This is a genomic window from Leptospira terpstrae serovar Hualin str. LT 11-33 = ATCC 700639 (genome assembly GCF_000332495.1).
GTDB classification, from domain to species: Bacteria; Spirochaetota; Leptospiria; order Leptospirales; family Leptospiraceae; genus Leptospira_A; species Leptospira_A terpstrae.
In genome coordinates, this window is the sequence record NZ_AOGW02000010.1 from 883,809 (window position 1) to 907,780 (window position 23,972).

Annotated in this window: 24 protein-coding genes and 1 tRNA gene; 11 read left to right on the forward strand and 14 right to left on the reverse strand. The window is 40.1% G+C overall.

The window, feature by feature from the left end; translation table 11 throughout:
* Positions 1 to 9: 9 nt before the first annotated feature.
* The 8 genes from LEP1GSC203_RS12610 to LEP1GSC203_RS12645 form a co-directional block, all read right to left on the reverse strand.
* Positions 10 to 1,167, reverse strand: coding sequence for a DNA methyltransferase (locus LEP1GSC203_RS12610; RefSeq protein ID WP_002974446.1), 1,158 nt, complete (start codon positions 1,165 to 1,167; stop codon positions 10 to 12).
* Positions 1,168 to 1,243: 76 nt separating this feature from the next.
* Positions 1,244 to 2,200: a pseudouridine synthase gene (locus tag LEP1GSC203_RS12615; RefSeq protein ID WP_002973879.1), complete on the reverse strand. Its 957-nt coding sequence runs from the start codon at positions 2,198 to 2,200 to the stop codon at positions 1,244 to 1,246.
* Positions 2,201 to 2,203: 3 nt separating this feature from the next.
* Complete coding sequence (locus tag LEP1GSC203_RS12620; RefSeq protein WP_002973741.1) at positions 2,204 to 3,424, reverse strand: PilZ domain-containing protein; 1,221 nt, start codon at positions 3,422 to 3,424, stop codon at positions 2,204 to 2,206.
* A 2-nt stretch (positions 3,425 to 3,426) separates the two neighbouring features.
* Positions 3,427 to 5,679, reverse strand: a complete 2,253-nt coding sequence (locus LEP1GSC203_RS12625; RefSeq protein WP_002973645.1) for an alpha-hydroxy-acid oxidizing protein — start codon at positions 5,677 to 5,679, stop codon at positions 3,427 to 3,429.
* Positions 5,676 to 6,821, reverse strand: a complete 1,146-nt coding sequence (gene mnmA, locus LEP1GSC203_RS12630; protein WP_002974521.1) for a tRNA 2-thiouridine(34) synthase MnmA — start codon at positions 6,819 to 6,821, stop codon at positions 5,676 to 5,678. The genes LEP1GSC203_RS12625 and mnmA overlap by 4 nt, the downstream gene beginning before the upstream one ends.
* A gap of 1 nt (position 6,822) precedes the next feature.
* A complete protein-coding gene (locus LEP1GSC203_RS12635) occupies positions 6,823 to 7,707 on the reverse strand; it encodes a hypothetical protein (protein ID WP_002974394.1) in 885 nt (294 codons plus the stop codon).
* On the reverse strand, positions 7,671 to 7,898 hold the full coding sequence (locus LEP1GSC203_RS12640) for a hypothetical protein (RefSeq protein WP_002974255.1): 228 nt from the start codon (positions 7,896 to 7,898) through the stop codon (positions 7,671 to 7,673). The genes LEP1GSC203_RS12635 and LEP1GSC203_RS12640 overlap by 37 nt, the downstream gene beginning before the upstream one ends.
* A 22-nt stretch (positions 7,899 to 7,920) precedes the next feature.
* Entirely contained in the window at positions 7,921 to 8,982 is a 1,062-nt protein-coding gene (locus LEP1GSC203_RS12645) for a sensor domain-containing diguanylate cyclase (RefSeq protein ID WP_002974167.1), read from the reverse strand.
* A 167-nt stretch (positions 8,983 to 9,149) separates the two neighbouring features.
* Here LEP1GSC203_RS12645 and LEP1GSC203_RS12650 point away from each other — a divergent pair.
* Positions 9,150 to 9,222, forward strand: a tRNA-Met gene (locus LEP1GSC203_RS12650).
* A 6-nt stretch (positions 9,223 to 9,228) separates the two neighbouring features.
* Here LEP1GSC203_RS12650 and proC read toward each other — a convergent pair.
* From proC to LEP1GSC203_RS12665, 3 genes are read right to left on the reverse strand one after another with little or no spacing between them, the layout of a single operon-like run.
* Positions 9,229 to 10,020, reverse strand: a complete 792-nt coding sequence (proC, locus tag LEP1GSC203_RS12655; protein ID WP_002974006.1) for a pyrroline-5-carboxylate reductase — start codon at positions 10,018 to 10,020, stop codon at positions 9,229 to 9,231.
* A complete protein-coding gene (locus LEP1GSC203_RS12660; protein ID WP_002973921.1) occupies positions 10,001 to 10,699 on the reverse strand; it encodes a YggS family pyridoxal phosphate-dependent enzyme in 699 nt (232 codons plus the stop codon). The genes proC and LEP1GSC203_RS12660 overlap by 20 nt, the downstream gene beginning before the upstream one ends.
* Before the next feature lie 2 nt (positions 10,700 to 10,701).
* Positions 10,702 to 11,508: a hypothetical protein gene (locus LEP1GSC203_RS12665; protein WP_002973705.1), complete on the reverse strand. Its 807-nt coding sequence runs from the start codon at positions 11,506 to 11,508 to the stop codon at positions 10,702 to 10,704.
* Between the two features lie 69 nt (positions 11,509 to 11,577).
* Between LEP1GSC203_RS12665 and LEP1GSC203_RS12670 the strand changes: the two genes are divergently transcribed.
* From LEP1GSC203_RS12670 to nadE, 3 genes are read left to right on the forward strand one after another with little or no spacing between them, the layout of a single operon-like run.
* Positions 11,578 to 12,327, forward strand: coding sequence for a flagellar filament outer layer protein FlaA (locus LEP1GSC203_RS12670; protein WP_002973633.1), 750 nt, complete (start codon positions 11,578 to 11,580; stop codon positions 12,325 to 12,327).
* A complete protein-coding gene (locus tag LEP1GSC203_RS12675) occupies positions 12,328 to 13,605 on the forward strand; it encodes a 3-deoxy-D-manno-octulosonic acid transferase (protein ID WP_002973827.1) in 1,278 nt (425 codons plus the stop codon).
* The gene (gene nadE, locus LEP1GSC203_RS12680) at positions 13,592 to 15,541 is read left to right on the forward strand and encodes an NAD(+) synthase (protein ID WP_002974111.1); all 1,950 of its coding nucleotides are present in this window, start codon (positions 13,592 to 13,594) and stop codon (positions 15,539 to 15,541) included. The genes LEP1GSC203_RS12675 and nadE overlap by 14 nt, the downstream gene beginning before the upstream one ends.
* On the opposite strand, the gene LEP1GSC203_RS12685 is transcribed toward nadE, so the two are convergent.
* The gene (locus tag LEP1GSC203_RS12685; protein WP_002974233.1) at positions 15,538 to 16,233 is read right to left on the reverse strand and encodes an LIC_20245 family lipoprotein; all 696 of its coding nucleotides are present in this window, start codon (positions 16,231 to 16,233) and stop codon (positions 15,538 to 15,540) included. The genes nadE and LEP1GSC203_RS12685 overlap by 4 nt on opposite strands.
* Positions 16,234 to 16,275: 42 nt before the next feature.
* Between LEP1GSC203_RS12685 and LEP1GSC203_RS12690 the strand changes: the two genes are divergently transcribed.
* The 7 genes from LEP1GSC203_RS12690 (at position 16,276) to LEP1GSC203_RS12720 (ending at position 21,488) form a co-directional block, all read left to right on the forward strand.
* Positions 16,276 to 17,016, forward strand: a complete 741-nt coding sequence (locus tag LEP1GSC203_RS12690; RefSeq protein WP_002974128.1) for an LIC11073 family putative lipoprotein — start codon at positions 16,276 to 16,278, stop codon at positions 17,014 to 17,016.
* Positions 17,006 to 17,728 (forward strand): 16S rRNA (cytidine(1402)-2'-O)-methyltransferase, encoded by a 723-nt coding sequence (gene rsmI / locus LEP1GSC203_RS12695; RefSeq protein ID WP_002974112.1) that lies wholly within the window; start codon positions 17,006 to 17,008, stop codon positions 17,726 to 17,728. Before LEP1GSC203_RS12690 ends, rsmI begins: the two co-directional genes overlap by 11 nt.
* Before the next feature lie 21 nt (positions 17,729 to 17,749).
* Positions 17,750 to 18,076: a flagellar biosynthesis anti-sigma factor FlgM gene (locus tag LEP1GSC203_RS12700; protein ID WP_002973649.1), complete on the forward strand. Its 327-nt coding sequence runs from the start codon at positions 17,750 to 17,752 to the stop codon at positions 18,074 to 18,076.
* 83 nt (positions 18,077 to 18,159) lie between these two features.
* Entirely contained in the window at positions 18,160 to 19,326 is a 1,167-nt protein-coding gene (locus LEP1GSC203_RS12705) for an iron-containing alcohol dehydrogenase (RefSeq protein WP_002974314.1), read from the forward strand.
* A gap of 6 nt (positions 19,327 to 19,332) precedes the next feature.
* Positions 19,333 to 19,578, forward strand: a complete 246-nt coding sequence (locus tag LEP1GSC203_RS12710) for a hypothetical protein (protein WP_002973882.1) — start codon at positions 19,333 to 19,335, stop codon at positions 19,576 to 19,578.
* The gene (locus LEP1GSC203_RS12715) at positions 19,575 to 20,753 is read left to right on the forward strand and encodes a hypothetical protein (RefSeq protein ID WP_002973743.1); all 1,179 of its coding nucleotides are present in this window, start codon (positions 19,575 to 19,577) and stop codon (positions 20,751 to 20,753) included. The genes LEP1GSC203_RS12710 and LEP1GSC203_RS12715 overlap by 4 nt, the downstream gene beginning before the upstream one ends.
* Positions 20,754 to 20,816: 63 nt before the next feature.
* Positions 20,817 to 21,488 carry a hypothetical protein gene (locus LEP1GSC203_RS12720; RefSeq protein WP_002973746.1) on the forward strand — a complete coding sequence of 224 codons (672 nt, stop codon included), beginning with the start codon at positions 20,817 to 20,819 and terminating at the stop codon, positions 21,486 to 21,488.
* Positions 21,489 to 21,516: 28 nt separating this feature from the next.
* Here the strand turns inward: LEP1GSC203_RS12720 and glpK are convergent, their stop codons facing one another.
* Positions 21,517 to 23,013 (reverse strand): glycerol kinase GlpK, encoded by a 1,497-nt coding sequence (glpK, locus tag LEP1GSC203_RS12725; protein WP_002974381.1) that lies wholly within the window; start codon positions 23,011 to 23,013, stop codon positions 21,517 to 21,519.
* A gap of 1 nt (position 23,014) precedes the next feature.
* Positions 23,015 to 23,971 carry an MBL fold metallo-hydrolase gene (locus LEP1GSC203_RS12730; RefSeq protein WP_002973805.1) on the reverse strand — a complete coding sequence of 319 codons (957 nt, stop codon included), beginning with the start codon at positions 23,969 to 23,971 and terminating at the stop codon, positions 23,015 to 23,017.
* Between the last annotated feature and the right edge of the window lies 1 nt (position 23,972).

Genomic DNA, 23,972 nt, shown 5'->3' on the forward strand with positions numbered 1-23,972 from the left:
CGATTAGACTTATAAAACTTTCCGTAAAACCACACAACGATTGGAATTTGTACCTTTTTCGTTATTGGAAACTTGCCAACAATTCGAAAGTTTTGTGAAACTCTGCGTATGAACATAGGTTTTGTTCCAAACAAGACCTGTCCCTTCCGCCATCCGAACCACATCCTCATCCAAATACAGAATAGAATTTCCTTTTTTGACTTCCCCTACTTCCATCACCATGTAAGCACCTTTTTTAAGAACTCTTGCTGACTCTTTTAAGGTAGATCGAATGAACTCATTCCAATCATTCAAATTACTGAAGATGCTGAGTTTTCTATCTTTTGACTTGCTAATGTCCAAAAACCAATGCCTCAACCAATTGTCACCTTCATAGTCCACCTTATCTAGAAAAGGTGGGGAAGTCACAATCAAATCTACAGATTCAGAATCTAAGTTAGGAACAGAGTTTGCTGAATTCAGTGAGTATAAATTATTCTTAGAGAATTCATGGTAAAACGGTGGAATGGGAAGAGCCAAATCACGTTTCATCTTTTGATAGATTCTTGGTTTGATTGGCCGGTATTCTGGAGTTTGGCCACGTTTGATATTATTTTTTGCCTGCGCTTCCGGAGGAATCGACACTTGAGGAAAAGTGTATACAGAAAAAAATCCAGTGCTATGTCCATGTAACCGAGACAAGGCGATTAGAGAAATGAATTTCATTTCTACTGACGGATCTTCTGCCATACATTTTTTTAGGTTTTTGATCTCCTTAAGAGTACGCGGATGGAAAAAAGGTAAGAGATTTACATCAAAAGGATCATCCTCTACTTCCGCTTCTAAATTCAATGAATTTAACTTCTTTTCTAAATCTTCGAGTTTAGGTACGTATTGCCTAGCACTCGCAAGAAAAATAGACAAAGGATGGATGTCATTATGTACTGCCACATGCCCTTCAATATTAGCTTGAATCGCAGTAGTCCCTCTACCACCAAACGGATCATATACGACTCTGTTTTTCTTTTTTAAGAATTCCTTCATAAAGAAAGAAGGAAGTTCCGGTTTAAATGATGCTCTATAACTTACAGTATGATGAATTGGATGTCCTTGGCGTTGTTTTGCAGTCCAAAACTCACCAAATACAATCTTATCGGAATCCTTTAATAGTCTGCCTGCTCCTGCCATCCTTTGCAAAAGCCTCCTCTCTCTTTATAGAAAGATCGGAGGAAAGGCGTTCTTTACGTTGGATTTTTATTAAAACCTATGGGACATAGTCTTTGTAATTTGGGAAGAAGGATTCTATCTCTGCCAGTGGTTTTGATTTGATCAGGATTTCTTTCCCAATTCGATCATCCATATAACTTATGCTATGTGCATGTAATAATTGACGATCAAACCCAAGTTCTGCAAGTAAGGAATCAGTAAGTCCTGAATTTACAAAATCCAAAAACATTGTCTCTCTTGGTCCATACAATTTATCCCCAAGGATCGGAAATCCTAAGAAAAGTAGACTGGCTCGAATTTGGTGGATCCTACCTGTAATTGGTCTGACAAGCACCAAGCTAATATTTTGCGATTCGTTGTATTTCAAAGGAAGGAAATTTGTTGATACTGACTTGGCTTCTTCAAATTCCAATGGAGAAAATTTCATTTTTTTGCGAATCGCCGAATCCAAATCACGACCAATAAAACCCTTAAGGACAACTTCCTTTGGAAACAAACCTCGAACGACTGCAAGGTATTCTTTTTTTACAGTTCTTGATTCAAATTTCTTTTGGAGCCAAGTGCGGCCCGCTTCCGTTTTGGAAAAGATCACAATCCCTGAGGTTTCCCGGTCAAGCCTATGTACAGGAATCGCTATAGGATAAACCTTCTCCAAAAGATTGAGTAATGTCTTTGTCCGGTATCTTCCCGCTGGATGTATGGGTAAGTTTCCTGGTTTGTCTACAAAAAGAAAGTCCTCTGTTTCCTCTAGAATGGAATAGTTCGTATCAACATCGGGTTCCTCGATTCGACCAGGTATCGGTTCATAGGTTAAAGTATCGCCTTCTTTCAGAACCAATTGAGACGGAGCAATGATGTCTTGGACTTTGACCCGACCTGCTTCTAGTAAATAATTCCATTCTTCCGGGTCGTGGTAGGGAAATTTTGTGGTGAGAAATTCAAAGACAGTCTTACCCGTATACGGATAACGAATCAATGACTTGTAAGTAGTCATTCCTTAAGATTCAGAGATGGGTTCATCCGAAGAAAAATCGGCATCCATGGCACCACCAAAAGGATCCCCTGGTTCATCCACAGCTCCCACGGAGGTAGACTCCGTTGTTTCTTCAACTAATTCAGACGACTCTGCAGTTAGTGGTTCCAAAGGAGCGTTAGCCAATTCTTCTGCTTTTTCTGCATCTAAAAAGGCACCAAGAATATCTAAATCTTTTTCTGTTAGGTTGTAGAACTGGCAACCGACTCGAAAATTTGTTTCTTGGTTACGGATGTTTTTTATGATTCCGCGGATTGTAACACGTTTGCCTTCTTCTAAGTTTAAATCGAAAAGAATGGTACCATTTAAAGTCACAGACCTTGAAAAAGAACGGGAGGGAGCATGGATAAAACTAATACCACCCATACTTAAGTCCATTACCTGACAAACATCCCTGGATTCCTGGAATACTCCCGTACTAATAATATCTCGACTCACAGCATTCGCGAAAGTTTGAATTTGTTTGTAAATTTCAAAGTCGAGAGGTTTTTCTGCTAAAACCTGGACATAACCTAAATGGACATAACCTTTATATTTAATAGGAACGCAGATTTCTGAAGTGTATGTATCTGGAATTTTAGAACTATCGAAAATTCTTAAATACTCATCAAATGGAAAAAAATCAGCTGAGGCAGTTGATTTCTCCTTACGATCAATGATAAAAATATCTTTATCATAATGATGCATGAGTCTCAATCGGTTGTCCATACGACCGGCAAAAAAAATAGAAGATAATGGAAATGCTTTTGTTAGTTTTGCTCGGTATGCCAAAAGAATAGTATCCACTTTTTTATCATCAAATCCAATAGCTTTGGAAACATCATTTACGTTAATGATATTCGATACAACCATTCCTGTTTGGATTTGGCTTGCTTCTACCCTGGCACCCTGTCTTGATGCGGCTGTAATTTTAATCTTAACAGGTGTTAAAATTTCGATTTCATTTCCATCGCCACCAGCGACAATAAAATGTGCTAAAAACTTACTGCCATTATGAACCACTGTTAAGACGCGGTCCCGACTGGGGAATTTAAGATTGGTGCGAATGATGAGAGCTTTATTTTTTAAGGCAATGATCTTTACTGGATATTCTTTTTCAGAATTAATAATATAGGCAGGAAGTTTACCGAAAAGTGCAGTAATTACCTTTAAAATACCATCGGGGTCTTTGATTTCCTTATCCATAGTCAACCGTGAAGTTTATGAAGCAACATAGATCGCTTAATGTCCACCAAAGTTTTGGCTCCGGTAACACTCATTGATTGTTTTAGTTCTTCCGAATATTTTTGTAAAAGAAAACGAATTCCCGCATCCTCACCACCAACTAGGGAAATGGCTACAGGTCGTCCAAGAAGAACCGCATCGGCACCAAGCGCTAACATTTTAAAAACATCCATACCCGAACGAATTCCACCATCTACAAGGAGAGGAATTTTTCCTTTTACCACTTCGGCAATTTTCGGAAGCACACGAGCGGTTCCCGGCATTCCATCCAAAACTCTACCTCCATGATTTGAAACAACAATGGCAGAAAAACCACCTTCTACTGCCAATTTTGCATCTTCCGGATTCATGATTCCTTTAAGAATGAAAGGAAGTTTTGTTTTTTCTTTCAAACGAACCAATCGGTCCAAAGGTCTTGTAATGCTAGATAAATTCTTTTGCACCATCGTTTTGAAGTTTACTGCATCAATGTCCATCCCAAGAGCGAACACTCCGTCCGCTTCAGCTTCAGAAAAACGATCGATTAACATTGATTCATCTTCCCTTGGTTTACAAATTAAAACCCCTTTTCCAGAAGACTTCTTTAAAGCCTCCAACATAATTTTGTATTTATCAGGAGAAGCTCCATCACCAAGCCAAGCAAGACTTCCATTTTGAACAAACGAACGAACAACTAAATTTGCATAATCCGCATCGGTCATGACAAAGTTCATATTGGTTCCTACTCCCGTCATAGGAGCCGCCATAATCGGAGTTTTTAAATCAAACCCCAAAAACTTAGTTTGGATTTCGGGCACAACATGATCACGTATATAACCAGGTAAGATAGAGTATTCCAAAAGAGCTTCGCTATTGTCATGGAAGGTTTCCATTCGACCCACTCCACCCATTCCTGGGATTCCGGAGGCACAATTACTACCATCACATTGTTTACAAACCCAACAAATATCTTTACCAAACCGAATCCTTGCTTGGTCACCTATTTCTTTTTCTGTGATTGAAAATTGTTCATCTACTTCGAAACGAATGGTTTCTTTTACCTTTTCAAAAACAAGTTCAGCATCTTTTAAGTTATCTGCAACAATGATGACATGCCCCGACTTATCGATATTATTTGTGGGTTCTTTTATGATATCACCGGGTTTGGATTGGATAAAAACCTCAGAAACTCCATCAATTTTTTTAGTTTCTTCGACTCCTCCAATTGAAATCAGTTTACCCGGTTTTGAAAGTAACGACCGTTCGATGGAAATGCGTGAAAAAACAGGATCTAAGTTATCCGGGGTTTCTCCAAGTGAAATCAAAAGGGCAGCGCGGTTTAAATTCACACCTGTGGACAATGGGTAAGTAAAGGCTGACATAAATCCGCCGGAAAGCCTAGCTGCAATTTCACCAATTTTTACGCCATCTTTTGTGACTTTGATATCACCTTTCCCTGCTCCTAGATGAATTCCGAGAGCTCTCATCCCCCCAGCCATCACTCGTTCCACTTCATCCAATATCTCTTTGGACATCGCAGAAGGCATGTTATGCCCTACTTCAATAAAATATGGTTCTCTTTCGATGATTCGATCGGCAATCCCAGTCATTCGGATTTGGCCTTGAAAGGCCAAGGCATCGACGGAAAGTTCGGGACCTTCCATATACTCTTCTAAAATTAATTCCCCTGTAGGACAAAATCTTTTCGCATGACGAAAGGCAGTCGGAAGGTCATCTTTGTTATTGACTTTGATTACGCCACGGGCCCCCATATTGTCAGCAGGTTTCATTACCAAAGGAAAAGTTAATGAGTCAAGTGCATCTTTGGCATCTTGCAATGACCAAACAGGCGCAAAACGAGGGATAGGCATACCGAATTCTTTTAATCTTTGGCGCATCTTCACTTTGTTCGATGCCGCTTCTGCATCCACAAACCGAATACCGGGAAGTTGTAAAGCAGAAGCCACAGCAGCGACTGTCATACTGGCATCCGTGCCAGCAGTGATCACACCATGAATGGAAGAATTTTGTGCAAACTTTTTCGACTCCCGAACCATTCCCTCTACATCTTTTGTGGACATAACGATGGCTTCATCAGCGATTTGAAAACCAATGGATGCGGGATTCATATCGGCAACCACTGTATGCAGTCGCATGGTTTTTGCAGTTTGGATGATGGGGACTTGTAACAATCCCCCACCGATGATAAGGATTGTTTTTCCTTCTACCGATTTCAAATGGTAACACTCTCCGCCAAAGCAACAACAGTGCTCTTTTTTACCTTACGAGTGATGGAACCTTTTTGTATAATTCCACCTGCAAATAGGTAATCACCATTTGTTGGATAAAATGTTGCCGACTGGCCAGGAGTGACACTTTTTACATCCTCTAAAAATTCCACTTTCCAAGTATTTCCAAGTGAAGTCACCAAACAATAAACAGGTGCACTTCGGTAACGGATTTGGACTTTCATTTCTTTGGATTCGCCCACTTCCATAGGGTTTAGTGCTTGGTAGGTAATTTCTTCTAATACAAAAGATTCTGATACGGTTTCTTCTTCTTCGCCAAGAACCACAGTTCCATCATCTTCAATTGCGAGAACATACAATGGATTTTTCCAAGCAATGCCAAGACCTTTTCTTTGGCCAATTGTAAAACCTTCTTTTCCTTGGTGTTTGCCAATGATTTGGCCAGAAGCCAATTTAAAAAAGCCAGGAGTGAACTCCATCCCCTTCTTCTTTAAAAAAGAGCGATAATCATTTTCAGGGATAAAACAAATTTCTTGTGATTCTGGTTTTTCCGCAACAGGAAGACCCATCCGTTTTGCTATTTCACGTACTTCTGATTTATCCATCTCCCCTAAAGGAAAAACTGTATTTTTTATATTTTCTTGAGACAAACCGTACAAGTAGTACGTTTGATTTTTTTTCATGTCCACTGCATTTCGAATGGCGTAACGTCCATCCACTTCAATCACACGGGCATAATGTCCCGTTGCAATCTTTTCTATACCTAAAGTTTTTGCTTGTTCAAAAAGAGCACCAAACTTGACGAAGGTGTTGCATTCCACACATGGGTTGGGAGTCCTTCCATCTTTATAATCATTAATAAAACGATCGATCACTCGTTCTCCAAACACCTTTTCCATTTTGATTACATAAAAAGGAATGTTTAAAGAAAGTCCGACATCCCGTGCATCACGAATGTCTTCTGGAGAACAACAGGATTTTTTAGTGGTATCGCAGGCAGGAGCCTCGTATTCCCAAGTACGTAGGTTCACACCGATCACGTCATAACCCGCTTCCATAAGAAGTCCTGCAGCTACTGCGCTATCTACCCCACCACTCATCGCCACTATGATTTTTTCTTTTTCTTTCACCTTAGTTTTTGGTATGAACAATTCCCACACGACCCCGAGTGAAGTCCCAGAACAAAGGACGTGTCCGAAGTATGTCAAGACCGATCACCCAAACCTCTTCCTTATCCTTGTCCCCCGGCAAATGGAAATTCTCAAGTGAAATTCCTGTGAGAAACTGGGCTTGTTTGTATTCTTCTCGAAATCCGGATTTAGAAAGTAAAACGAGAGGCTCCGCTGCCTCCCAATGGCTCAAGGTAAGAATTTGGTTTCCAGGCAGAAATACCCTTTTTTCACCGATGTATTGGTCATTCTCCCCTTTCGGTAGGAAATTTAAGGAAGCTCCTGTATCCATATGGGCATAAGAAGTGAATGCTTTGGGGTATTCGAACTTCACATATATGTGTTCTTGCTTCTGTTTCGTGGAAAGAATTTTTAAATTAGTTCCTAAATAAGCATCTGGGTGAGAACAAAATGGAGAATCACCAGGAAACCAAAACATCTCAGTACCAAAGTAAAATAGACAAGTTCCTTGAAATACATCCAGACCTAGCAAACCTTGGATCCCTTTCGGTAAAATTCCTTCCCCTCTTCGAATATCGATTTTCCTTTCCCCTATTTGGAATTCCGAAGAATAAGACCCATCCTCATTTTCATAAAAGCTGATATCGGAACCTGTGTCCCAAAGAAACGAAACGTTGGAATCTCCCCTTTGAAATCCGTGGAGGATTAAGGCAATTCCAGTATCTAACACTTGTATTTTGGTATGAGGAGGAAGGGTAATAGGAAAGGGAAACGTCGAAGGCGAATGCAGTTGGTTACGTATTGGTGTCTGGTTTGGCGAACAAACACCTAAACTAAATAGAATACAAACTAAACCAACTTTTTGATACAACGAGAATTGGGGCATCTTGTGTAATCTACAATACAATCACGGTATTCAATCCCCGTAATTGTATCCTTTGTCTTGTATTCGATAAAACAAGAATAAGGTTTGAAATTGTACGAAGAAAGACCCAAGGCACGATTGCGAATGGATTCATATACATCGGAAGGAACCGATGGTGAGAGGTCGTTGAGTAGGTATGCCGGCTCTGCCATACTCTACCCATCGGCAAAATTCCTAATCTTTATAACAAATTGTGCGGTTTCGACCAGAATGTTTCGCCTGGTATAAGGCTTTATCTGCCCTTTCAATCAGATCCTTGTTGTTTCTGTCGGTCGTACGGAAGCTGGAAACACCTACAGACAAAGTGACCTTAAGATCAGCTCCGTCATTGGGATTTTTGACAACCATGGATTCCACTGCTTTTCGGATCTCTTCTCCTTTTAGCATTGCTTCTTCTTCGGAAGCACCTGGCATGACTAGACAAAACTCTTCCCCGCCGTATCTTGCCGGAATGTGGTGGCGCTGGGCTGCACCGATTACTTGTTTGGCGACCTCGATAAGAACTACATCACCAGCTTGGTGGCCATAAGTATCATTAAAACGTTTGAAATGATCCACGTCAGTAAAAAGTAAACATAACTTAGTTCCCTTTTTACGACAACGATCCATTTCTTCTTTGAGTTTGGTTTGGAAATAGTGATGGATTTTTAATCCCGTCATCATATCTACAGTGGCCAATTCATACAAACGAGCATTGTCCACTGCAATCCCTGCGAGGTTAGCAAGGGTAGTCATAAATTCTTTTTCATCTTCCAAAAATTCTTCGGAAGTCATTTTGTCCCCGAGAACAAGAAGGCCATTGACTTTTCCTTTGGCATTCAGAGGCACAAGGATTTCTGCACCCATCTTACGTAGATAAGTAATGTCAGGGATAGACTTGAGTGATTCCATCTGCAGGATTTGGTCCATAGTGATGGCTTTTGGTTTTTCTTCAAAATAATGAATGAGGGGACTATCAATTTTGATTTCGTAGTTTTGTTCTTCCGAGCTTAACTCAAAACCTTTGATAGATTGTGGTTCTAATTTAAACAACCCCAAGTCAATTTCAGGCTCTAAATACATAGCTGCATGAAGAGTCTGCAACTGCGCCAAACAAATATTTAGAATGGCATCAATTAAATATTTATAGTCTAGCGTGGAATTCAGGGCACGAGAGATTTCCAGTAGTTGTTTTTGGTCGTAGATTTTTTTTTCGTAATGCTCAAAAACGATATCAGTGTTTTCTTTAAAAGACAAAACGCACCGCCAGAATTCTGTATAAGATAGGAATCATTCGTCTTTTTTGACTACTGTAAAGTAAGATTTTGGCGGAAATCGATAAATTTCCGATCGGAAGAAAATAGCAAAGTTTTCATATCGTTTACGTTGACAATTTACCAATCTTTAAAATAATGGTTTTATACCGCGCGGTGGAGCAGCTGGTAGCTCGTTGGGCTCATAACCCAAAGGCCACAGGTTCGAATCCTGTCCGCGCAACCGTTATTATCCTTTCCCCAATTCCTTACTTCTCTCCGTCGCTCGTTTGATAGCATCTCTTACGGCGGTTGAGAATCCTCCCCTTTCCAAGGCATCTAAACCATGAATGGTGGTTCCTCCGGGCGAAGTCACCCAATTTCTTACTTCCATCGGATGAATGTTCTTATCTTCCCCGCGTAAAGACTTAAAATACACTAATGTTCCTTCGATTGTTTCCATAGCCAAGGACAAAGACTCTTCATAACTCAAACCTTCTTGTAACCCCCCTTCTGCCATTGCTTGCAAAAAGGTTAATACATAAGCCGGACCAGAACCGGAAAGACCAGTGACTGCATCCATTAACGATTCTTTTGCAACCCGAATCGTTGTTCCCATTCCATAAAACAATCGTTCTACGCTTTGTGCTGCAGAATCTTCACAAAAGTACGCCAAAGCCCCTCGTTCAGATACCAGTGGTAGGTTTGGCATCACTCGCACCGAGTGAGATCCTTTCGGAGCCGCTTCAGAGATTTGCAAAAAAGAAATCCCTGCAGCTATGGAAACAAAGGTAGAAGGTTTAGAAAATTCTTTTAGAACCGGAACCACAAGATTAGGTTTTACTGCGATGACTACTACTTCCGCCTCTTTACTGAGTACTTCGATTGTATTCACGAGAGTCACTCCTGAAACAGGGGATTCCTTTAAGTTCGGATCAAATCCAACGACTTTGGTTCCTTTTTTTACAAGAGCTGCGGCAATCGCCGCTCCCATCTTTCCAAGACCCACAATTCCTACAGTTTCAAATGGATTCCTTTGCATAATTCCTTTCTCCAAAAATCTTTGATCCGATTCGCAAATAGTCAGATCCTAACTCGGCGGCAAGTTCATAATCACCACTCATCCCCATAGAGAGTTTTTTCTCCGGGAAGTAAGAATCTCGTAATTCCTGAAGCATAGAAAATACTTCCCGGGTTTCTGCCCAGTCTCCCGTAGACGGACCCATTCCCATAAACCCTTCCCAAATACAATATTCATTTTGGTAACTTGCCAGTGTACCTTTCATGGACCGAAGAGTTTCAAATCCCATCCCATGTTTTGTGTTTTCTTCCGTGAGGTTGGTTTGAATCAAATAACGGATTGTTTTTTTTTCTTTTTCGGCACGTTTGAGAAGTTCCTTTAAAGTTGAGATACTCCCTACTCCATGAGTGTGAGAAAAAACACCAAATAACTTCCGCAAGGTTCCTGATTGGACAGGTCCAATATGATGTAAATGAACGGAACCTTCAGACTCAGGAAACTCTTCCCTTAGTTTTGTGAATTTAGATATCGCTTCCGGGATATAGTTTTCACCGAATTCGCGGATGCCTTGTAAATAGGCTTCTCTCACCACTTCGTAAGGTTTGGTTTTGGAGACAGCAATGACTAAAGGAGATCTCTTAGGGTATAAATCCCTTAGAGAGTTTTGAATGGAGAAATACAAAGAACCGTAATCGGACACGATTACTTAGCTAACGCTTTTTCTAAAGACTCAATGCGACGTTCGATCTCAATAAACCGTTTTTCGTTTCGATCGTTTTGCGTTGAAAGTTTTTGTTCTACAGTGCGCATCCGAACTTCCATGGTGGAAGATCCAGTTTCCTCATATTGGTTCTTTTGGGTTTTTTGAGAATAGGATGTCTTTTTAGATTTGGTTCCTTGTCGCTTTTCAGAAACGGAACTATACTTTTTTGTGCGATTTTGTTGTGGGTTAGTCTTAGATGTTTTGGGTATTTTTGAATCTGTTTTTTTTGTCAGTTTTACTGAATCCTTCGTATCGACTTTTGGTTGTTTGGTGGTGGAAGTAGAATCCATTCCTTCAGAGACTTGGTCTTCTTTAGGAGATGGTTTCTTTGTTTTTTTAGTTTCTTCTTTGGGAGAAAAAGACTCTTCCACTTGGTCTAACTTTTCTTGCAAACTTGAAGATGGATTTGTCTTTTCTTTTGTTTTGGTGGATGCAGCAACAGATACCGAACGCGGACGTTCTGTATCTGGTTCCATATCGTCTAAACTAGGTAATTCGGGAAGTTTGGAACGGTCTTCTGCGGAGTCTTTGCCATCATTTTTTGCAAAGTCTTCTTTGGGTGCAGGGATTCCAGGAGATTCTCTTTCGATTTGCCGATCCACCATCTCCACATCTCTATTTTTTCCGATGGTTTGGAGCTTTTGGTAAATTTCGTTTCTATAGATAAATGCAAAAATGAACGATGAAAGAAGTAGGACCACTAGAATGGCAGTTGTGAGTATTTTCAAATTGTCGCGGCGGCCCATGACGTGCGGATTCCTTTCCTTTGATAAGAATAGAGTACACGTTTTTGGTCTTTCGAAAAGTGAGAAATCATGAAAACTGCAAAAAAATTCACTTTCTCTTTGGGTTTCCTACTCATGATTTCCAGTCTTTTGTCTCTTCCGAGGCCCCATGATCCGGATGAAGCAGGCCGAGTCCAAATTTTAAAATCCGCACTCACCATCGATTCCAGTTACCTCCTCTTCCTTGTGGAAGATTTTGAAGGAGAAAGGCCTTGGGATTTTTACCGAGTTGATTCCTTTTTGGCAGTGACTCAGTTTGCCGCTTCCGTTCCCAAATCCGAAGCATTTTTACAAGAAACAAAAATCTTAAAAGAATCAGGATACCCGAACCTCCAAAACCAAACCAGTTTCCTTCTGCAAAGTTATGTAGAAAATCCAAGACTGGACCACTGGGAGGTTCGGCCCAAAGAACCCATTCTTTTGCCATTGGGAATGCCCATCCAAGGAATCCTTTGGGTGTATTCGGAAGGCCATCATATCAATTTAAGTATGGGTCTTTCTCAAAAAAAATCTAAGGATTTGTATTTTGATTTGGGCACTTTGAATTTTGTAGGCTGGAGGCGATTGGAATTTACGATTAGCCTTCCCAAAGAAAACACGAGACTCATCCAGTCCATGTCATTTCCGATTTCTTTTGCCTCCTTTCGATTGAAAAGCCTTGCTTCACAAAAGAAAGGAGAGTTTCATTTATACTTTGACAATTTGAGTTTTGTCATAGATAAAAGAACTTTCATCTACCCTGGTTCGGAAGTAAACGATACATGGGGTAACAAACGCTAAATGGTATATTTTTTTTACAACATCCTTGTTTTTATTTTATATTCTGTCCTAAAGTTTCTTTCTCTATTTGTAAAGCCAGTAAGGGAGGAACTAGAAAAAAGAAAACGTTCCTTAAATGAAATTTTTTCAAAATCTGCGAATGGAAAATTTGTAGTTTGGCTCCATGCTGCCAGCGTCGGAGAACTAGACCAGGCGCGCGCACTCACGGAAACCATTCGTAAAAAACATAAAAATGTATTTATCATCCAATCGGTTTTCTCTTCTTCTGTGAAAGAAATATCCTTTAACGATCCCTTGGCCGATTTGTATTTTTATCTCCCACTGGATAGGCCACATGCCTACGACAGAATCTTTACTTTTTTCCAACCAAAAGTCCTACTCGTGATGGCTTGGGATACTTGGCCCAATCTTTTAAAATCAGCCTCTCGGAATGGAACCAAATCATATCTTTGTTGTGCCAGTTTGTCCCAAGAGTCTTCTAGAAAAAATCCATTTGTGCGAACTCTAACAAAAACATCCTTCCAATACCTATCAGGAATTTATCCAAGTCATGAACTGATGGCAAAAGAATTTTCTGGCCTCATTTCCAAAAACACAGACTTTACCGTATTAGGTGATACTCGATTCGAATCGGTTCTTGGAAAGTTAGAAACAAAATCCCCGAACCCAGTGTTTACTCAGTTTGTTTCTGAACAAAAAGATTTTTTAAACGAAAACAAACCTGTCATCCTCGGTTCTACTTATGGAATCTGTGAAGACCATTTTACGAGTTATTTGAAAAGCAATACAGATGATTTCTATTACTGGATTTTTCCTCATAAATGGGAGAAGGATCGTATGGAAGATTGGATTCCTACTTTAAAACAGTATGGAACTGTGGGTGTGTTTTCCAAACGAACGAAAGGGGAAGTAATGCCCAAATTCCTTCTTTTTGATCTTATGGGAATCCTGGCTTTTGCTTATCAATATGGAAGTTTTGCCTATGTGGGTGGGGCTTTTACCCACCGTGTCCACAATACCATTGAACCTGCAGCCCTTGGCCTACCCATAATCACCGGTCCAAAAATCTCCAATGCTCCGGAAGCCATCGTTATGCAAGAATTAGGTGGACTATTCAAAGCGGAATCAAAGGATAAATTGATCCAAAAATTTTCACTTTTAGTCAAAGACAAAACCTTAAGAGAAAAGATGGGAAGTGAGAATCGAAACTTTGTTGTAGAAAATAGAGGTGCGTCGGATAAGATTTATAACCGAGTTTTCTCTAATGTCCAAAATTAAAATTGCCGCCGTTACCCTGAATACAACCCCCCTGGACTTTCAAGGGAATTATGAATCCATCGCCAAGGCAATCACAAGTCCAGAAGCTAAAAATGCTGATTGTCTTCTTTTTCCTGAGCTTTGTATTTCTGGGTATGGATGTGAAGATGCCTTTTACAAACCTTATGTTTGGACAAGGTCCGAGGACATCTTAAGAGAACTTAAAACACTTGTCCCCCACCAAATTGTAATGGTTGGTCTCCCTGTCTTTGTGGACTCATTTTTATATAATTGTATGGCTGTTCTTTATGGTGGCAAGGTGGTAGCCCTTGTCCCAAAACTCAATTTAGCAAATACTGGCGTACACTATGAACGGAGATGGTTTCATTCCGAATCAGAATTTATAAACAAAACCATAACCTATTCCGGAGAACAAGTTCCCTTTGGCCATTTCATCTTCCAAACTCAAAACTGGAACTTCGGAGTCGAGATTTGTGAAGACAGTTGGTCTGTACAAAAACCTGCCTCATCATACAGCCTCCAAGGAATTGATGTATTATTTTCCCCTGGGGCATCTCATTTTGCCATGGGAAAACAAAACATCCGTAGACAAATTTTTACGGAATCTAGTCGAAACCAGTGCAATTTACAAGTGTTTACCAATCTTACAGGAAACGAATCGGGTAGGATCATCTTTGAAGGCGGGGCCATTTTTGCCTCTCTTGGAAACTTAGTAAAAGAAGGACCAAGACTTACCTTCACTCAATTCCATGTCACCTCTTACTCGTTTGATCCTATGGAGATTCGTGCGGCCAAAGCTCGTTCCTTTCGAGACCCCAAACCAAAATTACAAGTAGGTGAGTTTACAAAAATCAATCTAGTTACGGTCACACAGGCAATCGGGAAAGATTCCCTTGGCTTTTCTGTCTTGGACAAAAGAAAAGAAACGGAAACAAATGCGGACGAAAATAGTAATTTCATTCATCTATCATCCTTTGAAGAATTCACAAGAGCCGTTTGTTTGGGACTTTTTGATTATTTAAAAAAATCCAGAACCAAAGGGTTTACCCTCTCGCTATCGGGAGGAGCGGATAGTGCCACTTGCGCCCTACTTGTCACAGCCATGAAAGAAATCGCCAAACAGGAAAATGGTGGTTCTATTTTTTCTTCTCTAGGAATTGAAGAAAAAAACCTACTTGTCACTATCTACCAAAAAACGGAAAACAATTCTTCTTTAACCGAAGAGATAGCAAAGACACTTTCGGAAGAGCTGGGTTGTTCATTTTATTCCATCTCTATTGACCGCGCTGTCGAAACTTCAGTGGAACTAATTGAATCGGTTCTTGGCAAAACTCTAAACTGGAAAGAACACGATTTACCTTTACAAAACATCCAAGCAAGAGTTCGTTCTCCCCTAGTTTGGTTACTTGCTAACTTAAACGGACATTTACTTTTATCCACAGGAAATCGTAGTGAGGCCTCTGTCGGTTATACAACCATGGATGGAGATTCTTCGGGTTCCATTGCTCCACTAGCAGGCGTTAGTAAGGAATTTTTACTGGACTGGTTGGATGATATCCAGAATGGAAATAACCGTTTCCTTTCACCGAAAGAATCTATCCGCACTTTACGAAATACAAAACCCACAGCAGAATTAAAACCATTGTCCGAACACCAAGAAGATGAAAAGGATCTTATGCCATATCCGATCCTACAATCAATCGAAAGAAAACTTGTTTTTTTGGCACAAACGGAAGAAGATTGTTTGGAAAATTTAAATCAAGAATTCCCTTGGGAAACTTCAGAAAACCTATCTGGGTACCTAAAGAAATTTAAAAAATTATTTGGCATCTCCCAATGGAAACGAGAGAGGCTTCCCCCCTCGTTTCATTTGGACGAGTACGGCCTAGATCCAAAATCTAGTTACCGTTATCCCATCCTTTCGAAAGAAACTTAATTCGGTGCAGGAAGTCCCGCTTTGGCAAAAGCGCCAGCGGCTTCCTTTTCCACTTGTTCGTTTTGGTATTGGATATTTTTTAAAATCTCTTGGAACTTTTTATCCATTTCAGGATCATCTCCTCCTTGGGATTCTATCAAGTAGTTGATAATTTCCAATCGGTCTTTTCCTTGTTTTCGAACATGATTGTAATACAAAGAAATATCGGTTGCATTTGGTGTTCCACCAAACACTGAGTTTGTGGCTCTCGATAATTTTTGGTTAAATTCCGATTGTTTCTTTTTGTCCTCTGGGGTCAAACGTTTCGGAATCAAATCATTATCCGGAAATTGTTCCCGAAGTTCATCAAAGGCTTGCATGGCCTCTGGCGGATAAGGTTTTCCTGTTTGCGGATTGATAGGCATCTCACCTGCTTCCGATCCTGCGAGGTTGCCATCTTCTTCATAACGCATCCCACCTGCATTGTAATAATCGGAATCGAAGATGGATCCGGAGTCTTCTCCACGCACCCCCAAACGATTGGTTCCTTTTGGATTGTTCGATCCTCCCCCAAATAGGGCAAGAGCCTGCGAACTTCTTTCTTTTTTACGGCGAGCTTCTTCCTCATCCTCCCCACCCATTACGAGTAGGATCAGAAAAAAAAGCCCAATGAGTGAAATGGAGACGAAGAGTAATTTTTTTTGGATTCCCATAGATTGAATTCCTGAAAACTTGGAAGGGAAACGAGAAATAGAATGCGTTTTCCCTCTTTACATCCAATTTACTTAATCTGCATATCTTTTCTCTCCTTTTTTCAATGCGGAATCAATACAGATACGCCTGTAGCTCCGTTTGTTTTTTTGGTTCCGCCGAATGTTCCGCAAATCCTTTCCGTTGTGGCTATAAATAGTAATATCACCAACGACTACCAAACGGATTTTTTAAACTTTAATGCGGATCCAAGACCGGAGTTCCTCCTTCGGTATTATGTAACCAACAGAGAACCTCAATTTTTAGGTTATAATCTTTATGTGACCACAGCCTTTCCGGGGATCATCCAGACCATCCAAGGGGAATGGTTGGAAGATGGGGTCCAACCAAGTTTTCCTCACCTACCTTATGAGGCCTCCACCTCGTCTTCCAAGGTAGTGACCAAACGGATTCGTTTTGCTGTCCCACCTCCAGGGGCAGAATTCTTTCAAAAATGCCAAATCTATAACTTTACCTTACGTTCGATGCTTACGGGTGGCCTGATCTCCAACCCGTCCACTCCCACAAGCACCTGTGCCATTCCCAATAGAGTCAATGATATCCAAACTCTCTGTGCAACTGGGGCCGGCTGTAATACCACATTTTGTGCCAATGCGGCTTGCGGCACACCCAGTTCCTGTGCCCTAGGTACCGCATGCAATCCTTGCACCAAAGGAAATAATGAACTCGGCTGCACTTGTCCTGCAGGTCAATCTCCTCCAGGATGCCAATACGTTGGCCCATAAACGCGAACCAGGCTCTCTCTATGTTGTGGCCACTCCCATTGGAAATTTGGGAGACATTACTCTACGTGCCATAGAAATCTTTAAGGAAGTGGATTTGATTCTTTGCGAATCAGCAAAGGAAACCCGCTCCCTTTTATCTCGGTTGGAAATCTCCACCCCAGTCCTTGCTCTCTACAAAGATAGCTCAGAGTCTCCCTATTCCAGTGTCCTCGACCAACTGGCACAGGGAAAGTCGATGGCCCTGGTCTCTGATGCAGGAACCCCAGGTGTTTCCGATCCTGGTAGCCAAATGGTTCGAACGGCTCGTGAAAAAGGAATTCGAATTGTTCCCGTTCCCGGTGCTTCGGCACTCACTGCTTTACTATCTGTTTCTGGATTTCAGGTCAATCCCACGTATTTTTTGGGGTTCCTCTCTGAAAAACCGAGTAAAAAACGCCGAGAATTAGAAAGAGCCTCTGAAATTGATGGGCTCGTAGTTTTCTACGAATCGGTCCATAAACTTCCAAGGCTATACCCAATGCTTGCCGAGTTCTTTCCAGAAACGGAAGTGCTTGTGGGAAGGGAGTTGACAAAGACCTTTGAAGAGGTAATTTACTACGCAAATCCTAGGGATCTGCTAGCAAATCCGCCCAACGCCAAAGGCGAGTTTGTTTTTCTCTTAAATCATCGAAAAAAAACACTTAAGGGAAATTCAGATTCCACCGATATGTGATGTAGGAAGAGGACTAAATATATGAACGTCGACAAAGTAGGACGAGTTGGTGGTTACGGGTACGAACCAAAAAAACCACAAGGGCCAAGGGAAACAGAAGCACAAGCTCCTGTAGATACGATTTCTATCTCTGATGCTGCCAAAAAAATTGCATCGGAAGCGAAGCTCCAAGCAGAAGTAAAACAAATCGCAAAACAAATTGTACAAGCTCCTCCAGAAGAAGATCGTACAGAAAAAATTAAAGCGATCAAAGAACGATTGAAAAACGGTGACTATGACAACCTCTCCACAGAGATGTTGGATAAAATCTCCGACCAAATCGCGTCAACTTTTCTCGGACAGCAGTAAAAAGGACGGGTGGTGAGGGATCCTTTTTTATTGTCCTCTCCGAGGATTTCTCTTACTCCGTTTATTCATAATTAGGGGATCGTATGCCAGTCCTCCCCGAATGGATCAATTTTCAATTTCCTCCTAAAATTCACTTCGAAATCGATTGTGGATACAAACTCGGATCTTTTGTAAAAAACATTGGATCTCGAGTGGTTCTTATCACCACACAGAAAGAACTAGAAAACGCCGAAGAACTTTCCATTATCAAAACTAGTCTCGAAAAACACGCGGAAGGTGTAATCATCTATGATGATATTGTAGACCGAGTTCATTTTAAAGATTTAGATTCCTGTGCCCACTTCCTAAGAATTTCCAATGCTGATTGTGTTGTAGCTTATGGTTCTTTTGAATCAGTAAACGCTGGTAAGGCGGCTTCTCTCCTGGCGACCAATGATTTGTTTGCTGAAGAATTATTGATAGGGAAAAAACAACCAAAGAAAAAAGGTCTGCCCTTAATCGTTGTTCCAACAAAACCCCTACTCGGGAACGAATGTTCTCCTTTCTTTTCTATCGTAGATGACAAAGATAAAAATAGAAAGTATTTCGCACATGAATGGGCATTCCCAGAACTCATTGTCTCCGATCCAAAAATTGGTGCGGGTATGTCTAGTTCTGAAACAGCAAAAACAGGAATTTCCATTCTGTCGGCTGCTGTGGACAGTATCCTTTCAAAATATGCGAATGAAATCACCTCTTCCACTGCCTTACGTGCCATTGAACTTATCTCCAAAAACATAGTGCCTGCCATCCGCGAACCAAGAAACTTAGGACCGAAGAACTCTATTTATGCGGCAAGTTTACTTGCAGGGATTGCACAATCTACAAGTAGTCTTGGACTATGTTATGCCCTTTCTCTTGCAGTGACTACAGTAACCAATTTAGATATTTTTCAAAGTATGTCGATCCTACTCCCACACGTTATGGAATACAATCTCACCTCCTCTGCTGGTAAGTATGTAATGATTGCCAGAGCCCTTGATGAAGATGTGACCAATATCTCTGTCATCGAAGCTGCGATCAAAGCTGTGGAAGGAATTCGTAAAATCTATTTAGAATTAAGAATTCCGCAAAGGTTGTCTGAATACGAAGTGAAAAAAATCGACTTACCTGGGATTGCAACACTTGCAGCAACTTACTCGTTTCTTGATTGTCTTCCTAGAGAACTCCCCAAAAATGAAATCGAAACCATCCTTGTGGCTGCGTTTTAGGTTCCCTTGATCCAACTAACGGAATTCGAGAAAAAATTATTAGAAACTTTTGCACTCAGTGATCGTGATGCGAGACGATTGCAAAGGGTCATCCAAGACCTTTCTATCGTTGTGGGGATGGAACATGAAGAGATTTATGACTTCATGCGTTTTGGAGTCGAAAATGAGTTGGAAATTTTAAAATCTGATTATAATTGGGAGCACTTTAGAATTAGAATTCAGAAAAAACTGAAAAAATCCCCTCCCCTTTGATTTACAGACAAGGAAACAATTACCATTTTTTCTTAAGTACAGCGGACTCTGTTGCTAGATTCCAATCGACCATTCAACCTTTTTATCCGATACCCCTGAAAAAAATACCGGAACTCCCATCGGTAACAACAGACCCCATTCTCATTCCTCAGTTTCTATATTCCTTACAGTACAATAGACAATCCTTTCCTCCGATCCCTGTAGTAACACCTACTTACCTAGGAAGTAAAAAACCTCTAAAAGAGGTAGAAACCAAACAAATACAGGGTTTTGGATCCTCCATTTCAGAAATTGGGGGAATCAAAAATTCTCCGTCTTGTCTCTTTCGCACCAAAAGAGACAAGTTCCAATCCGCAAAGTATCTTTCACTCCGAGACATCATCAATCCCGAACTATCAGAAACTTTAGTGTCTGAAAAAATAGGAACTCTCTACTTCGATGCTAAAAGTAAAACTTACCTCTTTCGCTTGGTATCCATTTTATTTTCAGGAACTCCCAAAGAAGAAGAAACCATTGTCGCCAATTTGTTTCGTCATGAACCAGAGTTTGCCAAATTCTTAAACAAACAGATGTTTACTATAGAAATGGTTCCTTTAATCCATGGACCCTTTTTACAAGAAATCTTACGTCATCATGAGGAAAGGTATATCAAATTCATTTTGCCAAAACTTTCCAAACCTGTTTTAGAAGTAGTACGATCTTCAATCTCCAAAAACAAAATGAAACATATTTTAAATGGTCCCTCACAAAAACCACCGGAAGGAGAAGATTTGATTAAAGTCATTGAAACGGAAACTTTCAAACGTTTTGCAAGAAACATTTACTACGAAAAAGGTTCCATTTTTACTTATAAAGAAAAAGGAGAAGAGGAATTCAAAGAAGTGATACCATTTACAAATGCAGAAAAAATCAACTTTTTTGTCTTAGGATCTTCTCTTAGTTTTTATGGGAAAACAGAGACAAAACTTTTCTTTAAAACAAAAGATTGGATCGAATGTTTACGATTTGATTTTTTTTTGTCACGTAAAGAAATCGAAACTTCCGAGTTCCATAGACTCCCACCGGAATTAATCATTGAAATTCCTTACTATTCTACAGGAATTTTTCTTGTCGGTGGTGGTATTACAAAAGAAAGAAAACCTTTTGAATTTTCCCTTTTGTGGTTTGATTACTGAAGTGGACTTTAGAGGTTCTAATTTTAACTCGACTTTGAATTCTTGATTTTCTAAAATCAACACATGCCAGAGAGAACAAACCAAAACTTTTTCAAACAGGGATTTCCATTCTTCATCGCTAGTTTGTTATTTGCTACTTACTATATTTTTTTGTATCTTGTTCCTACGCCACCATTTGAGACTTCTCAATTATTTACCTGGATAACAGAATGGAAGATTTATATTCAAATCGCCGATGAAATTTTAATTTTTGCCACCCTCTCTTTACTTCCTTGTATTTACACTTTAATTAATCCCTTAAAAGAGAACCACTCGCCTAGTGCTTTATTTGCCTCTGCTTTATTTTTTTTACTTCTCGTTCCTATGTTAGTTCTAGTGGATTTACTTCTTGGACGACTTGTGTATCCTGTGAACAATTATCCAATGTCAGTTGACACGATTGTTTTTACTTTAAGTTTGATCACAGGAACCATGCATATGATCTCTCTTGTTTTGGCCTTAGCGATTTTATTGTATGGGTTTTCTTTTAGAAAAAAACCATGGGGTGGTTTGTTTTTTTTATTGGGGATTTACGGATTTGTATTTCAAATCATCGCAAGTTACCCCTGGCTCATTTCACCAGGGGTTCTTCTTTTTTGCCAACTCAGTTTTCCTATTTGGCTCCTTTCCTTCGGTTTTTATTTTCTAATGAACGAAAACAAACTTCCAAAAAAGAATCAAACGGACCTTAGCTAAATTGTAATGTTACTAATTTTCGGTTTGTTTAATTTCCCGTTTTGACTCGAGTGATGGCCCAGTTCCATTTATCAATTTCTTCTTTTCTTTCACTTTCTTTCATCTTAGGAACAAACTGAGTGGTTTTCGTTTCTTCTTTTCTGAGACTTGCCACCGATTTAAAAAATCCTCTTTCTAATCCAGCAAGGTAGGCGGCACCAAGAACCGTAGTATCAACGTTTTGTGGCCGGATCACTTTTGTTCCAAGAATATCTGCTTGGAATTGCATAAGCCAAGCATTGGAAGTGGCTCCCCCATCGACTCGCAAGAATTTCAATGGTTTACCCGTTTCTTTTTCCATAGCATTGGCAAGTTCATAGGATTGTAAAGCAATGGCTTTTAGAGCAGCTCTAGTGATCTGGGCTGGTGTTGTGTCACGAGAAAGTCCGAAGATAGCACCGCGTGCTTCCTGGTCCCAATGAGGAGCCCCAAGTCCAGCGAAGGCAGGAACAAAGACAATATCATCTTTTGTTTTGATAGCTTTGACCAATTTTTCCGAATCTTTGGAATATTTAAAAAATTCTAAATTGTCCCGGAGAAACTGAACGACAGCCCCACCAATAAAAACGGATCCTTCTAAACAATACACTGTTTTTCCCTCTGGACCTAACGCTAGTGTGGTGATAAGGCCTTGGTTGGAAATTCTAAATTCATCACCCACATTGAAGAGTAAAAAACAACCAGTCCCGTATGTGTTTTTTGCTTCTCCAGGTTCTGTACAAAGTTGACCAAAAAGAGCCCCTTGTTGGTCACCCACAAGAGAAGAAATTGGAATTCCATCAGGTAAGGATTTTACTTGAGAGGTGAAACCAAATAGATTTTTGGAATTATATGCTTTAGGCAACATTGACATAGGAACTCGTAAAATATTACAAAGTTCTTCATCCCATTCTTTGGTTTGGATATTAAAAAGGAGAGTTCTTGAGGCATTGGTATGATCAGTTTTATGTTCTTTGTGGCCTGTTAGTTTGTATAAAAGCCATGTGTCGATAGTTCCAAACAACAACTCTCCCTTCTCTGCTTTCGCACGAGCACCTTTTACGTTATCCAGAATCCATTGGATTTTGGTTCCTGAAAAATAGGCATCAAGAACAAGTCCTGTTTTGTTTCGAAAGTTAGAATCTAAACTTTGTTTTTTTAATTCCTTACAGATATCTGAGGTTCTTCGGCATTGCCATACAATAGCGTTGTAAACAGGTTTGCCTGTCTTTTTATCCCAAACCACAGACGTTTCTCTTTGGTTTGTAATTCCAATGGCAACAGCATCTTTTGGATTTAGTTTTCCATTTTTTATGGCAGCAACAATAAGTTTCTGTGTTTTTTCCCAAATCTCTTCTGGGTCATGTTCTACCCAACCAGGTTTTGGATAGAATTGTTTGAATTCTTGGTAAGCAGAAGAAATTACTTTTCCATTGTCGTTAAAACAAAAGGTACGAATCCCTGTAGTGCCTGCATCAATTCCGATAATATAATTTTTTTTTGCCATCTTAAACCTCTATCTCCAAACCTTCATAAGCCATAATGATTTCTAATTTACCATGAGGATCAAACATCTCTTTGTATTTGAGAGCACGCAAATAAACCAAATCCAACTTTTCATCGTCGTAGGATGGATCATGATGAAACATGACTAGTTTTTTTACCTTAGCACGAAGGGCAATGTCTGTAGCAATGGATGCCGAACTATGACCCCAATCAATTTTTTGTAAAGATTCTTCAAACGTGTATTGTGTATCAAAAACAAGTACATCCGCATCGCGGAAATAATCGATATAAGTATCAATATTTTCCATCTCTTCTAAATTGAATTCCGCATCGGAGGCAAAGATGATTGCCTTTCCCTCTTCCATAAACCGATAAGAAAAACTTCCGCCCGGATGACGTACGGCTTTACTGAAAGCCTGGATATGTGGGCCTAGAGCGATTGTCTCTCCTTCTTCTAAGTATTGGAAGGTTTTTTTAGCCGCATAATGATCAAAGGATACTGGGAAATGTGTGAATACAAATTGGTGTTCTAATCTTTTTTCTGCATCGTTCATACAAGAAATAAATTCAAAATGATTTCCTGGTAAAAAGAGAGGAACAAAAAATGGAATTCCTTGGATATGATCCCAATGTGTATGTGTTAAAATCCAATAGGCATGGCCAGTGCCTTTTCCGAAATCAGAAGCCATAATTTGATTTCCCAGTTCCCTAAGACCAGTTCCCCCATCAATGATGATCAGGTTTCCTTCTTTGTCGCGAATTTCAACGCAAGTCGTATTACCACCGTAAGTTGATGAGGAAGAAAAACTTAAAGAATCTAGAAAACTATGGATACTCTGTTCGTTTTGAATGTCAGTAGGACTTGCCAAAGAAAGAATTTTTTCTATTTTATGTTTAACACTTTCAGGCCGAATGGGTGAACCAATGGAACCGCGGACACCCCAAAACTTGATTTTCATT